This window comes from Pantoea anthophila (assembly GCF_006494375.1).
GTDB lineage: Bacteria > Pseudomonadota > Gammaproteobacteria > Enterobacterales > Enterobacteriaceae > Pantoea > Pantoea anthophila.
In genome coordinates this window covers 349,970-364,059 of the sequence record NZ_VHIZ01000037.1, presented here as the reverse complement: position 1 = coordinate 364,059, position 14,090 = coordinate 349,970, and the positions used below count along the sequence as shown (strand labels likewise).

The 14,090-nt window shown below is 59.8% G+C and carries 13 protein-coding genes; 6 read left to right on the top strand and 7 right to left on the bottom strand.

Annotation, left to right across the window (positions count from 1 at the left end):
* Positions 1-10 precede the first annotated feature (10 nt).
* Complete coding sequence (locus FJW00_RS08845) at positions 11-388, top strand: RidA family protein (RefSeq protein WP_046102823.1); 378 nt, start codon at positions 11-13, stop codon at positions 386-388.
* Positions 389-408: 20 nt separating this feature from the next.
* Here FJW00_RS08845 and FJW00_RS08840 read toward each other — a convergent pair whose 3' ends face one another.
* Genes FJW00_RS08840 through FJW00_RS08830 form a run of 3 tightly spaced genes read right to left on the bottom strand, consistent with a single transcriptional unit; the run spans position 409 to position 1,630 of the window.
* Entirely contained in the window at positions 409-936 is a 528-nt protein-coding gene (locus FJW00_RS08840; RefSeq protein ID WP_140923633.1) for a DUF4865 family protein, read from the bottom strand.
* A complete protein-coding gene (locus tag FJW00_RS08835) occupies positions 933-1,325 on the bottom strand; it encodes a tautomerase family protein (protein ID WP_046102825.1) in 393 nt (130 codons plus the stop codon). Before FJW00_RS08835 ends, FJW00_RS08840 begins: the two co-directional genes overlap by 4 nt.
* Positions 1,325-1,630, bottom strand: a complete 306-nt coding sequence (locus FJW00_RS08830; protein ID WP_046102826.1) for a carboxymuconolactone decarboxylase family protein — start codon at positions 1,628-1,630, stop codon at positions 1,325-1,327. The genes FJW00_RS08835 and FJW00_RS08830 overlap by 1 nt, the downstream gene beginning before the upstream one ends.
* A gap of 96 nt (positions 1,631-1,726) precedes the next feature.
* Between FJW00_RS08830 and FJW00_RS08825 the strand changes: the two genes are divergently transcribed.
* Complete coding sequence (locus FJW00_RS08825; protein ID WP_058957262.1) at positions 1,727-2,608, top strand: LysR substrate-binding domain-containing protein; 882 nt, start codon at positions 1,727-1,729, stop codon at positions 2,606-2,608.
* Between the two features lie 7 nt (positions 2,609-2,615).
* On the opposite strand, the gene FJW00_RS08820 is transcribed toward FJW00_RS08825, so the two are convergent.
* Both FJW00_RS08820 and FJW00_RS08815 read right to left on the bottom strand, forming a co-directional pair.
* On the bottom strand, positions 2,616-3,161 hold the full coding sequence (locus FJW00_RS08820; RefSeq protein WP_009092756.1) for a TetR/AcrR family transcriptional regulator: 546 nt from the start codon (positions 3,159-3,161) through the stop codon (positions 2,616-2,618).
* A gap of 98 nt (positions 3,162-3,259) precedes the next feature.
* Entirely contained in the window at positions 3,260-3,823 is a 564-nt protein-coding gene (locus tag FJW00_RS08815) for a GNAT family N-acetyltransferase (protein ID WP_046102828.1), read from the bottom strand.
* A 273-nt stretch (positions 3,824-4,096) separates the two neighbouring features.
* Between FJW00_RS08815 and FJW00_RS08810 the strand changes: the two genes are divergently transcribed.
* The gene (locus FJW00_RS08810) at positions 4,097-4,714 is read left to right on the top strand and encodes a pyridoxamine 5'-phosphate oxidase family protein (protein ID WP_009092754.1); all 618 of its coding nucleotides are present in this window, start codon (positions 4,097-4,099) and stop codon (positions 4,712-4,714) included.
* A gap of 68 nt (positions 4,715-4,782) precedes the next feature.
* Here FJW00_RS08810 and FJW00_RS08805 read toward each other — a convergent pair whose 3' ends face one another.
* Positions 4,783-5,175 (bottom strand): VOC family protein, encoded by a 393-nt coding sequence (locus FJW00_RS08805; RefSeq protein WP_140923631.1) that lies wholly within the window; start codon positions 5,173-5,175, stop codon positions 4,783-4,785.
* A 214-nt stretch (positions 5,176-5,389) separates the two neighbouring features.
* Here FJW00_RS08805 and FJW00_RS08800 point away from each other — a divergent pair, with 214 nt between their 5' ends.
* The 3 genes from FJW00_RS08800 to FJW00_RS08790 all read left to right on the top strand — a co-directional run bounded on the left by FJW00_RS08800 (position 5,390) and on the right by FJW00_RS08790 (position 12,141).
* Positions 5,390-6,583 carry an MFS transporter gene (locus FJW00_RS08800; protein WP_140923629.1) on the top strand — a complete coding sequence of 398 codons (1,194 nt, stop codon included), beginning with the start codon at positions 5,390-5,392 and terminating at the stop codon, positions 6,581-6,583.
* Between the two features lie 110 nt (positions 6,584-6,693).
* Entirely contained in the window at positions 6,694-11,226 is a 4,533-nt protein-coding gene (locus tag FJW00_RS08795; protein ID WP_140923627.1) for an ATP-dependent helicase, read from the top strand.
* A 60-nt stretch (positions 11,227-11,286) separates the two neighbouring features.
* Positions 11,287-12,141, top strand: a complete 855-nt coding sequence (locus FJW00_RS08790) for an aldo/keto reductase family oxidoreductase (protein ID WP_140923625.1) — start codon at positions 11,287-11,289, stop codon at positions 12,139-12,141.
* A gap of 40 nt (positions 12,142-12,181) precedes the next feature.
* On the opposite strand, the gene FJW00_RS08785 is transcribed toward FJW00_RS08790, so the two are convergent.
* Positions 12,182-13,681, bottom strand: a complete 1,500-nt coding sequence (locus tag FJW00_RS08785) for an alpha/beta hydrolase (RefSeq protein WP_140923623.1) — start codon at positions 13,679-13,681, stop codon at positions 12,182-12,184.
* Between the last annotated feature and the right edge of the window lie 409 nt (positions 13,682-14,090).

The window sequence follows — 14,090 nt, the reverse complement described above, 5'->3', positions numbered from 1 at the left end:
GGGATCGATGATGACACAGCCAGAACGAAAAAATTATCCGCAGCTGGGCGAAGTGAAAGCGCCCTATGTGCATGCTGTGAAGCATGCGTCCACACTTTACGTGTCAGGACTGACGGCATTCGGTACAGCGGCTCAGAATGGAACGATTGATGAACAGGCGGACGCCATTTTCGCTCAGCTTAAGGTGATAGCCGCCGCTGAGCAGACGTCGCTTGCCGCGCTAATCAAGGTCACCCTGTTTATCACCTCTTTCGCAGAGATCACCGCCTTGCGGGAAGTGCTCTATCGCCATTATGGTGAGCATCTCCCCGCCAGCTCGCTGGTGCAGGTCAGCGGCCTTTTCTCGCCTGACCTGCGGGTTGAGATTGAAGCCATTTTCGCGCTGTAGAGACTGCCCCCTCTCTCTCGCTAAAGCAACATTTCTGCCGCGGCAGCCCCGCGTGCGAGATAGCCAATGCGATAGCTCTCCTGCCCGTCTGCTGGAGGCTGAACGCTGGCCGAGATCTCCACGCCCTGCCAGCGGCTGATGTCCCAGGCATTAAAGTCCTCCCTGACCGGCAGTGCCGCCAGGTCGGAGTGGGGAGCGATCGTCCAGCGCTTCAGCGTCATAAACCGCGCGTCGGTCAGATGCCTGACCACAGAGTGCCCCTCTAACGCCAGCCAGCTTTCGATGATCGGCCAGCCAAAGTCACTGACCAGGGCGGCAAAACCGGGACTTTGCAGGAAGCGCTGCATCGCACTGGCCTCCTGCCAGAAATAGAGCGGTGCATAGCGATTTTCATGCAGCGTGCCTTCACTCTGACAGCTGTAAAGAAACGCCTTTGCCACCAGCCCCGGAAATCCATCCAGCCGGGCGCCATTCTGTCTGATGCGCTCTTTGATGATCGCCATGTCATAATCCGCTGGCAGGGTAAACCGGTAGTGCATCGCAATCATCGCGCCTCCTCCTCTGCCAGCATCCGGCCACCGCTAAAGCTCCACTCCTCGGTGCTGTTGAACTGAAGAATGATCATCACATCGTCAGGGTCGATGGCCATCTCCGCCTGAAGCGCCGTGCAGAGCGCGCGATAAAAGCTCTGCTTCTGATGCCGGGTGCGTGGCCTGCCCGCCAACACCTGAAACAGCACAAACCTGTCACTCCGTCCGCCGCTCAGGTAGTGCCGGTCAAAGACCCGCTGACTGGCCGGCAGCCTTTCTGTCACCTGAAAGCAGTCACGTTCAGGCACATCAAATTCTGCAACCAGCGCCTGCTGAAGGAGGATAGAGAGTTGCGTCAGCGCGGTGTCGCTGTAACTCTCACCTAAGGTAATCCGGGTAAATGGCATCAGGCATTCTCCTCCAGATAGCTCAGGGCGGTAACCGCGGCGGGCCAGCCGGCATAAAAGGCCAGATGGGTGAAGCTCTCAATCAGTTCCTCCTGCGACAGCCCGTTTTGCCGGGCGAAATCGAGGTGCCAGGGCAACTGCTGCACACGTCCCAGCGCCGTCAGCGTGGCCAGCGTCAGCAGGCTGCGCTCTCGCGGAGACAGCACGCCGCGCTGCCAGATATCCCCAAACAGCACCTGCTGCGTCAGTTCAGCCAGTTTTGGCGCGCGCTGCGCCAGGGTTTCCCGATCCAGTGAATTTTTCATTGCGCTCTCCTGTGTTGTCAGCGAGAGTGTCGCCTGAGGATATCATCCTGAAAATCAAATTAATCCGCACTTACCATCCACGTTAACAGGACAGTCATGAATAAAGTGCCCGAGTGTCTCGATATGGATGCGCTGCGCAGTTTCGTGGCGGGCATTGACGCAGGCAGTTTTGCCTCCGCGGCGCAGCACCTGTGCCGATCGACGTCCGCCATCAGCGCACAGCTTAAAAAACTGGAGCAGCAATGCGGAACAGCACTGGTGATGAAAAAAGGGCGACACCTGCAGCTGACCCGCAGCGGTGAGCAGCTGATGAGCTACGCCAGACGCCTGCTGTCACTGAATGATGAAACCTTGCGGGCCGTGCGAGGCGAAGCATTGCAGGGTGAAATACGCATCGGTATGCAGGAGGATTTTGGCGAGGCGCTGATGCCCGCGATTCTGGGCGCCTTTAACCGGCAGCACCCGGAGGTGATGCTGACCGCCCGCGTCGACAGAAATCTGCCACTGCTTACGGCGCTGGCGCGTCATGAACTGGATCTTGCCCTGCTCTGGCAGGCGGAACCGCAGGCTGGCACGCCGCTGATCGGTCAGTGTCCGTTAGCCTGGATTTACCATCCGGACGTTGACCTGGCGGGCATGTTACAGCGCGGCGAGCCTTTGCCGCTGGTGGTGTTTGATGCGCCGTGTGTGATGCGTTCGCGAGCCATCGACGCGCTGGACGCAGCCGCTATTCCGTGGCGGGTGGTATTTACCAGTCACAGTCTTAGCGGGATCTGGGCAGCGTTGCAGGCCGGTCTTGGCGTGACGCTCCGCACCCGCGCCGGTATGCCCGACAGGCTGGTGACGGAATCACAGCGGCTGCCTCCGCCTGGCACACTGGGCATCGCGCTCGCCCGCGCAGATCGGGGCGAAGATCCGGCGCGCACGCTGTTGCAGCAGCTGATCGCTGAAGCTGCTCTGCCGTTTGTTCAGCGCTGACCCGCCGTCAGAATGCCCGCGTAATCAGTGAAGCACAGTACTCCGCAGAGACGTCACGATCGCCGAACAGAATATGGTACATGACGGGCGCCACCACCACATCCATGACGCGATCGATGTCAAAGCCCGCTTCGCCACGCGCGACAGCACGGTTGTGCAGGGTTTCGAGATGCTGATAGGTAAACCCGCAACATTTCTGGCTGGCCTCCTCCGCATGACTGTTCATCACGTCGGCCAGCATGTCGCGGCCGACTTTTGACGACATCTCTTCCGCATACTGCTGGATAAACAGGGTAAGATCGCCGGTCATCGACCCGGTATCTTCCGGCTCAGCAATGGGCCGCATCCGCGCCACTGCCACGTCGGCCAGCAGCTGCGTCAGATCGCCCCAGCGCCGGTAAATCGTGGAGGGCGTCACGCCTGCCTGTTCGGCTATCATCGGCACCGTAATCGCGGAGCGGTCAAGTGTCTCAAGCAGCCGGTTCACGGTGTTGTGCACTTCCGCCTGAATACGCGCACTGCGCCCGCCCTGTCGGACCATCTCCCTCGCCATCTTTTCCTCCTGGCTCATCAGCTTCAGATGTAAAATTAAAGCAACGAAATTGCATTAACGGATTATCGCAGTGTACCGCATCTGAAATTTTACAGGCGTTAAAGCGTGCTACCGGGAGAGGAAGGCGCGTTGCCTGCCCTGAGCCAGTCGCTGCGGGTCAGGGTAAACATCAGGCTCGGCGAGAAGCCCTCCAGATCGTTGACCTTTTTCAGGAAGGTTAATCCGGCCTTCTCCAGCACCCGTCGCGAAGCGAGATGATTTTCGCGCACCACACCCGTAATGACGCTGAGTTCAGCTTCTTCAAAGCCATAACGTATGGCCCGGCGGGAGAGTTCGGTGGCATAACCTTTTCCCCAGGCGGCTGGCTCAAAACGATAGCCGAGATTATTGGTCTGACGGCCATCGAACTGGCTTCTGAAGACGCCGCCAAAGCCGATAATTTTTTCCGGGTTCGCTTTTTCAAATATCGTCCAGTCGCCAAACCCCTGTTCCCGGTACCCCTGCAGGATGCGCTCCATGGACTGCAGAGCATACGATCTGTCGGGCCACGGGCCGCGCGGATTAAATCTGTGTGTTTCAGGGTCGCTGTAGATTCTGAAGAGGTCGTCAATATCTTCCTGGCGGGTAAATCTGTAGAGCAACCGCTCTGATTCCCAATACATTTTCTGCTCCTTGTGGGGACGGAATACGCCGCGGCTTACTTTTATATCAGCAATGTCTTTGGTAACCAACACCGCGCAGGTCAGCCTCCTCTCAGGAGAGAGCAGCGGAATGCCTTCAGCGCTTTACAGACGGGCCGGTATCACAAATGACAACATAGCTGTTCTGACGCTGCGGTTATTAGTGTTAAATTTCTGTTTCATCTGACGCGCCCGGACGTTGGCGTGTCGCCACGGCATCATGGACATTCTGACTGATGAGGAGGATGGAGCAACATGACGGAACAGAGCAGCGTCATCACTGAACTTACTGAACTAGAACGTCTTTACGGCACGGTAGCCCGGCCGTCGATCGCTAAGGTGACGGATCATATCCACCCCGCCTATCGTCCGTTTATCGACGCTTCGCCGTTTGTTGCCCTGGCCACATCGGGACCTGACGGGCTGGATGTGTCACCGCGCGGCGATCCGGCCGGCTTTATCGACATTGAGGATGACAGAACACTTCTGCTGCCAGACCGGCGCGGCAACAACCGCATCGACAGTCTGCGCAACATTCTGTATGACAATCGGGTGGCGCTGCTGTTTCTGGTCCCCGGTATTGGCGAGACGTTGCGGGTAAACGGCACAGCCGCAATCAGCACCGATCCGGCGCTGCTGGAACGTTTTGCCGTCAACAACCAGCTGCCAAAGACGGTGCTGCGTATCGCCGTCGACACTGTTTTCTTTCAGTGCAGCCGGGCGATTCTCCGCGCCGGACTCTGGGATGTGACAACGCAGATCCCGCGGCAGAGCCTGCCCAGCACCGGCTCCATTCTCCGGCAGATTGCGGAAATTGATGGTGACGCTTATGACAAAGCGCTGCCAGAGCGCCTGAAGAACTCGCTCTATTGATCCTTCGTGCCTGCCGATCGCGTTTCAGGGATCAGCAGGCTCATTGCTGAGAGCAGGAAGGGATAGCGTCAGGCGAAGCGCGCCAGAATGCTCTTTGCCTGACTGTAGTCGTAAGAGGTGACTTCAATCTTATTTTCGCTGGGGTCGTTGAAATAGACCGACATCGACACCTCATGGTCACTGATGCTGAACGGGATGCTGTTCTCTCTCAGGACGGGAATCAGCGTGCTGAACGCCGGGGCGGCCACGCTGAACGCGACCGTATGGCCGGGAGGCTGGGTGGTTCTGAGGAAGAGAGAGAGTGATGCTCTGTTATTCCTGATAACCCGCGGCCCACCCTGTTCAGCCCAGAAACCGAGCGAAACATCGCGTGAAAAGCCCAGCACTGCGTTATACCACTGTTCGGCCTGTGCAATATCTTCAACGTACAAATGAATATGATCGATCTCCGCTATTTTCATGTTCAGGCCTCCTCAAACCCGGTTTCCGGGATACTCACTTAGATTGATTTAATAACATTTCCCCCGCCTCTGGCCGTCTCAGCGTCAGATGATCAACGCGACGGAGAGGCGTGTCATTCAGACAGCAGGATTCGTTAAAGCAAAGATATTGCATTAAGCTCTGAGTGGGCGTATACCTCTTTTAAAGCTAATATTTTGCATTAAGGGACTTATCATGACCCATGCTCTGACGCCTCAGGCCGCAACCCGCACCACGATCTTCAGCTTTACCAGCGCCGCGCTGATCTCCGCCACCAGCAGTGCGCCCACACCGCTCTATCCCCTTTACCGGACGCTTTTTCACCTGACGCCAACGATGCTGACGCTGATTTTTGGTGCCTATGCTTTCGCGCTGCTGGCGGCGCTGCTGACGGTAGGGAAAGTGTCCGACTATACCGGGCGACGTCCGCTGATGTTGCTGGCGCTGGCGCTCAACGCCATTGCCCTGGTGATCTTTATGACCGCCGGGTCGGCGGCAACCCTGATTGCAGCCCGTCTGGTGCAGGGATTTGCCACAGGAGTAGCGTTACCGACATTCGGTGCCAGCCTGCTGGATGCCAGCAAAACACGCGGGCCGCTGCTCAACTCGTTTACCGCGTTTCTGGGGATGACGCTGGGCACCCTCGCGGGCGGCATTCTGGTGAGTCTGGCCCCCTATCCTACCGTAACGCTGTACGCACTCCTGTTGTTACTGATGCTGATTGCCATGACACTGCTGCCACTTATCCCTGAAACCATTTCGCCTCAGCCGGGCGTGCTGGCCGCTCTGCGCCCTCAGGTCAGCATACCGCGCCGTGCGCTCGGCCCGTTATTAAAAGTGGCACCGGTGAATATCGCCACCTGGATGCTCGGCGGTTTCTACCTCTCTCTGATGCCCACGATGGTGGCAAACGCCACCGGACTCACCTCGCCCTTCATCGGCGGATCGGTTGTTGCGACGCTGATGCTGAGCGCAACGGCAGCGGTCTTTCTTTTTCGTCCGCTGCCGCCCGCCCGCGCACTGGTCATCGGGACGCTGATGCTGATGACCGGCGTGAGTGTGACGCTGACCGGCCTTTCGCTGCATAGCGTGGCCTGGCTTTATATCGGCACCGCCCTTGCGGGCCAGGGGTTTGGTTCTATTTTCGCTAACGTGCTGAAGATCATCATGCAGTTAGCGGAAAGTCATGAACGCGCGGGCCTCTTCTCCGCCTTTCTGATCAAAAGTTATCTCGCGTTTGCCCTGCCCGCGATTGCCGCCGGTATTGTCGCGCCGCATCTCGGACTGACCCGGACGGCCTGGTGCTACGGGATGACCATCCTGGTGCTGGCGATGGTGTCGCTGCTGGCAGTAAGAGGCCGTGCGCTGGCGGGCGCAGCCGGTTCCTGATCCCTGGATGACGCGGCCGGTTAGCAGCCGCGTCATCCACAATCGGCGATTTTCACTTACACTCAACGCATTAATGTCTGGTGCAGTTGCTGTGCGATGCCGTGAGAATGATGCCGAAATCCCAATCCGTTCCGGTCCTGGACCGCTTTTCCCCTGCTACCCGGCGCTGGTTTTCTGCCGCCTTTAAAGCCCCGACCCCGGTACAGCAGGCGGCATGGCAGGCCATCGCCAGCGGAGCGCATGCGCTGGTGATTGCCCCTACCGGCTCAGGAAAAACGCTGGCCGCCTTTCTGACCGCCATTGATGCCCTGTTTCAGATCCGGGCAGAACAGCCCGCACCCTCACGTGAAACCACGACCCGTGTGCTCTACATTTCGCCGGTCAAAGCGCTGGCGGCGGATGTGCAGCGCAACCTGACGCTTCCACTTGCCGGTGTCTGTGCTGAGCGGCAGGCGCTGGATGAGCCCGCGATCACCCTGACTGTCGGAATGCGTTCCGGCGATACGTCGAGTGCAGAGCGCGCCCGGCTGCTGCGCCGCCCACCCGATATTCTGATCACCACCCCGGAATCGCTGTTTCTGATGCTCACCTCAAAAGCGCGTACGACGCTGCAGGGTGTCACCACGGTTATTGTTGATGAAGTGCATGCTGTAGCGGGTTCAAAACGCGGCTCTCAGCTCGCCCTGAGTCTGGAGCGGCTGGATGCACTGCTGCCGCGGCCCGCTCAGCGCGTGGGGCTCTCCGCCACGGTGCGACCGGTTGAGCGTATTGCTGCATTCCTGGGAGGCAGCCAGCCCGTCCAGGTGGTTAACCCCTCCTCCGATCGCACCCTGCACCTGACTATCGAAGTGCCGGTGCCGGATATGACGGACATCGCCAGTGACAGCGACCTCAGCGGCGAAATGCCGTCAGCCAGCGGATCGATCTGGCCGCATATCGAAGCACGCATTCTGCAGCAGGTGATGGCCCACCGCGCCACGCTGGTGTTTGTTAATTCGCGAGGGCTGGCTGAAAAACTTACTGCCCGTCTCAATGCGCGTTTTTTTGAAAGGCAGGCGGCGGCGGAAGATCCGGATACCGCAAGCAGCGACAGACGTGCTGACCCTATCGCCCGCTCGCATCACGGTTCCGTTTCCAAAGAGCAGCGCGCCGGGATCGAATCGGCACTCAAGGAGGGCAGCCTGCGCTGCGTGGTCGCCACCTCCAGCCTTGAACTTGGCATCGATATGGGGCCGGTGGATCTGGTGATTCAGGTAGGCGCTCCGCTGTCGGTCGCCAGCGCTCTGCAGCGCGTGGGGCGAGCCGGACATCAGGTTGGCGGCACGTCAACCGGCATCCTGTTTCCCCGGACGCGACACGATCTGCTGGATGCCGCTGTCACCTTACAGTCGATGCGTGCCGGCCAGCTCGATGCGCTTAGCCCGCCCCTTAATCCGCTGGATATTCTGGCGCAGCAGACGCTGGCAGCCGTTGCCATGGACTCCCTTCAGGCCGAGGCATGGTACAGCCTCGTCTGCAGGGCCGACCCGTTTCGCGGGCTGTCGCGCCGCCTGTTTGACGCCACGCTGGATATGCTGGCCGGGAAATATCCCTCGGAGGGTTTCGCGCAGCTACGGCCACAGCTGATCTGGGATCGAGAGAGCGGTCTGCTGAGCGCGCGTCCCGGCGCTCAGCACCTGGCCGTGACCAGTGGCGGCACCATTCCCGATCGCGGCATGTTCAGCGTGATGCTGCCGGAAGGCGAAGAGCAGGCTGGCTCGCGTCGCGTCGGGGAGCTGGATGAAGAGATGGTGTATGAGTCGCGCATCAATGACATCATCACTCTGGGCGCCTCCTCCTGGCGGATTCAGCAGATCACGCACGACCAGGTGGTGGTGGTGCCTGCTCCGGGCCGTCAGGCTCGTTTGCCCTTCTGGCGGGGAGAAGGGGTTGGCCGGTCGGCCGATGCCGGAGCCAGCCTCGGGCTGTTTCTGCGCCAGCTGAATAACGTCTCCCCGGCTGAGGCGGAGAAACAGCTGCTGTCACTGGGCCTGAATCCCCATGCAGTGACCAATCTGCTGGCCCTGCTGGCGGATCAACGCACCGCAACCGGCGTCATCCCGGACGACCGTACGCTGCTGATCGAACGCTGCCGTGATGAACTGGGTGACTGGCGGGTCATTCTCCATTCGCCGTGGGGAAAGCGGGTCAATGCTCCCTGGGCACTGGCCATTGCTGCACGTATTGAGCACCGGATGGGCCTGGATGCCTCTGTGGCGGCCAGCGATGATGGCATCGTCGCCCGCTTCCCCGCCAGCGAGGAGGAGCCACCGGGCGCGGAACTCTTTGTCTTCGGGAGTGACAGGCTCACGCAGATCGTTACGGAGAGTGTGGGTCACTCTGCGCTGTTCGCCGCCCGCTTTCGTGAGTGTGCCTCGCGCGCGCTGCTGCTGCCCAGGCGCAATCCTGGCAAGCGTTCCCCGCTCTGGCAGCAGCGGCTGCGCGCCGGTCAGTTGCTGGCGGTTGCCAGCGCGCATGATGACTTTCCGATCCTGATCGAGACCGCACGCGAATGTCTGCAGGATGTTTATGACCTGCCTGCCCTGCACCATTTAATGGAGCAGATTGCGCAGGGCGAGGTGCAGTTCAGCGAAGTCACCACCGGACAGCCCTCCCCTTTCGCCGCTCCGCTGCTGTTCGGTTATGTCGCTGAATTTATCTATGCCAGCGATGCCCCTCAGGCGGAACGTCGTGCCTCTCTGCTGTCACTCGACAGCAACCTGCTGGGTGAACTGCTTGGTCAGACCCGCAAGCGTGACCTGCTGGAACCCGCTGTCGTCGCCGGGGTTGAACAGGCGTTACAGCGCCGTGATCCCCGCTATCAGGCACAGCACGCCGAAGGCATCATCGATCTGCTGCGCGATCTCGGTCCGCTCTCCGTAACGGAGATACGGGCACGCTTCAGCGGGGATGCACAGCAGGTCACCGGGGCGTTAACGCAGTTTGCGGCTGCGCGGCGCATTATTCCGGTCATTATCGCGGGTGAAGATCGCTGGGCCGTCATTGAAGATGCTGCCCGGCTGCGCGATGCGCTGGCGGTAGCGTTACCTGATGACCTGCCAGCAACATTTCTGTTACCACCCGCTGCCCCGCTGCATGATCTGATCGGCCAGTATGCACGCACCCATACGCTGTTCACCACCCGGTCACTGGCAGCCCGCTATGGTCTGGGTGTCGCCGTGGTGAATGAGGTACTGCTGACCCTGCTCCAGCAGGGCAGCCTGCTGAATATGGGATCGGCAGCAGGCGAATCGGAACCGGCGTGGGTTGCCGCCGATATCTTCTCGCGGCTGCGACTGCGTTCACTGCAATCAGCACGTGAAGCCACGCGCCCTGTTCCGCCCGCTGTCTGGGTCACTCTGTTGCTGGAGCGCCACGGCGTGCTGAATGAACGGCGTCAGGAGCAGGAGGGTGCCGAGGGCGTGTTGCGGGTCATTGAGCAGCTCGCCGGCGTGCCGTTACCCGCCTCGCTCTGGGAGTCGCAGATCCTGCGCGCCAGAGTGGCCGACTATCAACCCGCCATGCTTGATGAACTGCTCAGCCGTGGCGAGGTGATCTGGTGTGGTCATAAGGCGCTGGGCCACAACGATGGGCTGATCTCGCTGCACCTGACGGAATGTGCCGCGGAGACGCTGCCGGTCATTGACACCACCCAGCCTGTCACACCGCTGCAGCAGCAGATTATTGACGCACTCAGCCGGGGTGGCGCCTGGTTTGTTCATGAGATCATGGCGCAGCAGGGGGAGGCAGAGTTGCCGTCTGACAGCCTCTGTGAAGCGCTGTGGCAACTGGTGTGGCAGGGTTATGTCACCGCAGACAGCTGGATTGCGGTGCGGGGCCTGCTCACGACACCCGGTGCATCCCGTGCGCGTCCGGCACGTACCCTGCGCACGCGTTTTGGCCAGCGCTTTACACCTGGCGCGCTGACGGCCCGCAGACCGGCGGTCAACACTCTGGCCGGACGCTGGTCGCGGCTCCCGCGTCAGCCGGTTGCGCCTGCCCGACTGGCCCTGTCGCTGGCGGAGAACCTGCTTGACCGCTATGGCGTGATCACCCGCGGCAGCGCGGTTGCTGAACAGATCCCGGGAGGGTTTCCGGCTCTGCAGCCGGTGTTGCGCAGTATGGAAGATGCCGGCCGGCTGTTACGCGGACGTTTTGTCGACGGTGCGGGCGGTGCACAGTTTGCCGATCAGCAGACGATTGAACGACTGCGCAAACTGGCAGAGAACCCGGTCGCTGAGGCTGACGCCGTCGTACTGGCGGCACCCGATCCGGCTAATCCGTTTGGCGCGATGCTGAGCTGGCCGGTTCATGGCAGCGGTACACGCCCCACCCGTCGTCCGGGCGGACGCGTGGTGATTGCCGGTGGCGCACTGCTGCTCTACCTGACCCCCGGCGGTAAAGAGTTACTGACCTTTACCGACGATCCCGCACGGCAACAGGCGGCGGTGGCGGCGCTGGGTGCGGCGCTGCAACGGGAAAACTCCGCCATGTTTACGCTGGAGCGGGCAGATGGCAAACCGGTAACCCAGTCTCCCCTGCTTAACGCTTTACGCCACGCCGGTTTTTCGCGGGTGCCACAGGGTCTCAGCTGGTATAGCTGAACACCTGCTGGATCGCTGAATCACCATTACACTTAATCGACATCCACGCAGGAGGTTTTCATGTCAGATACCACCATGACTTTCAAGTTAGGCGATCGCGAAGTTAACCGTCTTGGCTATGGCGCTATGCAACTGGCCGGGCCTGGCGTGTTTGGCCCGGTTAAAGATGAAGCGCGCGCGATACAGGTTTTACGTGACGCCATTAAGGCTGGCGTCAACCACATCGACACCAGCGATTTTTACGGTCCGCACGAAACCAACAAATTAATCAGGAAGGCGCTCCATCCCTATCCGGAGGATCTCTGTATTGTCACCAAAGTGGGGGCACGTCGTGATGCCAGAGGCGGCTGGCAGGCGGCGATGGAGCCGGAGGCGCTGACTCAGGCCGTAGAAGATAATCTCCGCCACCTTGGCCTGGACGTTCTTGAGGTGGTGAATCTGCGCAGTATGCTGCATCCGGCTAAACCCAAAGAGGGCTCTCTTGCCCCTCAACTGGAGGCACTGCTGGCGTTGCAGGCACGCGGGCTGATTCGCCACATCGGTCTGAGTAATGTCACGGCTACGCAGATCGCAGAGGCCAGGGCGATGACGCCGATTGTCTGCGTACAGAACATGTATAACCTCGCGCATCGGCAGGATGATGAGCTGGTGGATCAGCTTGCTCAGCAGGGCATCGCCTGGGTGCCTTTCTTCCCGCTGGGCGGTTTTTCTCCCCTGCAGTCGGAGCAACTTAATGAGGTGGCTGCGTCCCTGAACGCCACCCCTATGCAGGTCGCCCTGGCCTGGCTGCTGCGACGTTCGCCCAATATTCTGCTGATACCGGGCACCTCCTCCCCCGCGCATCTGCAGGAGAACCTTGCCAGCCGCAGCCTGGTGCTGTCAGACGAGGTGATGGCAAAACTGAATACGCTATAAATCCCGGCCTGCACGCTGCAGGCCGGTTGTGATCCTGCATTCAGAAGTCACTGAGGCAGGCTGCCAGTGGGGGCCTGTCACTGCAGTCAATGTGATGCGTGATGCGCGTGATCATGTAAGGATAGAACGGGTTAGAGGTCGCACGCATAATCGAGTCCAGCCCCACGATCAGCACGGCACTCTCACCGCGCAGCGACAGCGTGCCAAAACTGATGCCGAATTCATTTTTCCTTTCAGGCGCACTGCCATACAGCCCATCCTCCGCCGGAAACGGAATAGCGACATGTGACAGAGAGTAGAGGCCGGCAGGATAGTCGATCGCCAGTGGCGCCCTCTTCTCCTGCGTCTCTCCCGCAGGCACGCTTCGGGTCACCATTTTGAGCGAGGTGGGTGATGCGTTAGTGATGAGGGTCGTGGCGTAATCCCGACGCGCCTCTGGCAACAGCTGACTGACCGCGGTGTAGGAGGAGCGGCGGAATAACGGACTAACGCTGACCGCCTGATTGATATCAAACAGCACCAGCTGACTGCCATTTTCCGGCAGGTAGTGATAGAGCGATCGGATGACCGAAGGCGTACTCACGGTCGAGTCCATCACGGACTGAAAGGTCAGCACCGGCGGGAAATCTGACAATCGCTGGTCACGGGCATGCTGCTGAATCTCCTTCTGCAGCGCCTGCGTCAGCAGCCAGGTCTGGCGGGCTGCGTGTATCGGGAAGGAGTTATATTTAAACGGGTTAAACTCCGGCACGATGTTCAGCCAGGCCGTTTTCGAAAAGGCCGGTAACACAGAGGGCAGACCGGCCATGCCCGCGAAGCGGGCAAAACGGGTTACGCCGATCATCGGCGATAACAGAATCAGCTGCTGCGGCTGACGCAGCGTGGGATCATTCTGGCTGTCGAGGGCATATTTTACGGCCAGCGCCCCGCCGTTCGAGAATCCCACCAGATGCAGAGGCGTCTGCTTGCCTGCCAGCCGCGTCGCCTCTCTTACCGCCAGACGTGTCGCAGCCATCCAGTCCTGCCAGTCAACATCGGTCAGCCCTGCGGGCACCGTACCGTGACCCGGTAACCTTATTGCGACCGCCACATAGCCCTGCTGACGATACACTTCTGCAACGTGCCGCAGGCTATAGGGACTGTCGGTCAGCCCATGCAACAGGACAACGCTTCCACGGGGTTTGCCGGTCGGGTGCAGAATATAGGAGCGGTTCCAGTCCCGAGTAAAATGGCCCGGATAGATCATGCTGTCGGCAGAGTAGCGGTTGAGCGGGGTTTTCTCATCATCGCTGAGCTGGTCAGTGACCTGCTGCTTCATCTCATCGAACAGCCGGTTCTCTGCTCTGAGATAGTCGGCATAGCTCGCCTTGTCGAGCGCTTCAACGGTCAGCTCATGCGGGACCCAGGTATGCCAGCGCTGTAGCTCAGGTCCGCGTTCTGCTTCATAGATACGAAAAATCAGTAACAGAAGTATCAGCCCCCCAGCCACCAGGATGACATGCCATAGCCTGCGGGAAATGGTTTTCAGCTTCCGGGTCATAGTTCCTTTCCAGAAAAATCAGAATGTACAGCGAACCCTGCGAACGGCACATTGCCGTTACTGTGATGGCCGGGAGTATGAGTAAACGGCCCGTTCAGCGCCTGAGACTCTCTGAATAAAAGCGAGCCAGAACAGCAGCGTTTTCTGAGCCCTCCGCACGGTGAACCCCTTACGGTTGGTATGCAGAGCAGATGACAAGGGAGTATAGCGCAGCGCCTCAGGCAATCTTTGTCTGCGGTCATGCTTCATCTGACTGACCGTTTCTGTAATAGCTACCGGGAGTGTAATGCGTTGTTTTCTGGCGATTTCAGCCTGAAATCGCCAGAGCGGTATAAAAAAAGACCACACCTCTGAGCTGATTACAGTGAACGTCTGTTCTGATGACGTATCAGCCGGAGGAAGAAAAAGA

Bases quoted from the DNA above. Each gene is read 5' to 3' on its own strand.
- FJW00_RS08845 (WP_046102823.1), top strand. From the start codon at position 11: ATGACACAGCCAGAACGAAAAAATTATCCGCAGCTGGGCGAAGTGAAA.
- FJW00_RS08840 (WP_140923633.1), bottom strand. From the start codon at position 936: ATGATTGCGATGCACTACCGGTTTACCCTGCCAGCGGATTATGACATG.
- FJW00_RS08835 (WP_046102825.1), bottom strand. From the start codon at position 1,325: ATGCCATTTACCCGGATTACCTTAGGTGAGAGTTACAGCGACACCGCG.
- FJW00_RS08830 (WP_046102826.1), bottom strand. From the start codon at position 1,630: ATGAAAAATTCACTGGATCGGGAAACCCTGGCGCAGCGCGCGCCAAAA.
- FJW00_RS08825 (WP_058957262.1), top strand. From the start codon at position 1,727: ATGAATAAAGTGCCCGAGTGTCTCGATATGGATGCGCTGCGCAGTTTC.
- FJW00_RS08820 (WP_009092756.1), bottom strand. From the start codon at position 3,161: ATGGCGAGGGAGATGGTCCGACAGGGCGGGCGCAGTGCGCGTATTCAG.
- FJW00_RS08815 (WP_046102828.1), bottom strand. From the start codon at position 3,823: ATGTATTGGGAATCAGAGCGGTTGCTCTACAGATTTACCCGCCAGGAA.
- FJW00_RS08810 (WP_009092754.1), top strand. From the start codon at position 4,097: ATGACGGAACAGAGCAGCGTCATCACTGAACTTACTGAACTAGAACGT.
- FJW00_RS08805 (WP_140923631.1), bottom strand. From the start codon at position 5,175: ATGAAAATAGCGGAGATCGATCATATTCATTTGTACGTTGAAGATATT.
- FJW00_RS08800 (WP_140923629.1), top strand. From the start codon at position 5,390: ATGACCCATGCTCTGACGCCTCAGGCCGCAACCCGCACCACGATCTTC.
- FJW00_RS08795 (WP_140923627.1), top strand. From the start codon at position 6,694: ATGCCGAAATCCCAATCCGTTCCGGTCCTGGACCGCTTTTCCCCTGCT.
- FJW00_RS08790 (WP_140923625.1), top strand. From the start codon at position 11,287: ATGTCAGATACCACCATGACTTTCAAGTTAGGCGATCGCGAAGTTAAC.
- FJW00_RS08785 (WP_140923623.1), bottom strand. From the start codon at position 13,681: ATGACCCGGAAGCTGAAAACCATTTCCCGCAGGCTATGGCATGTCATC.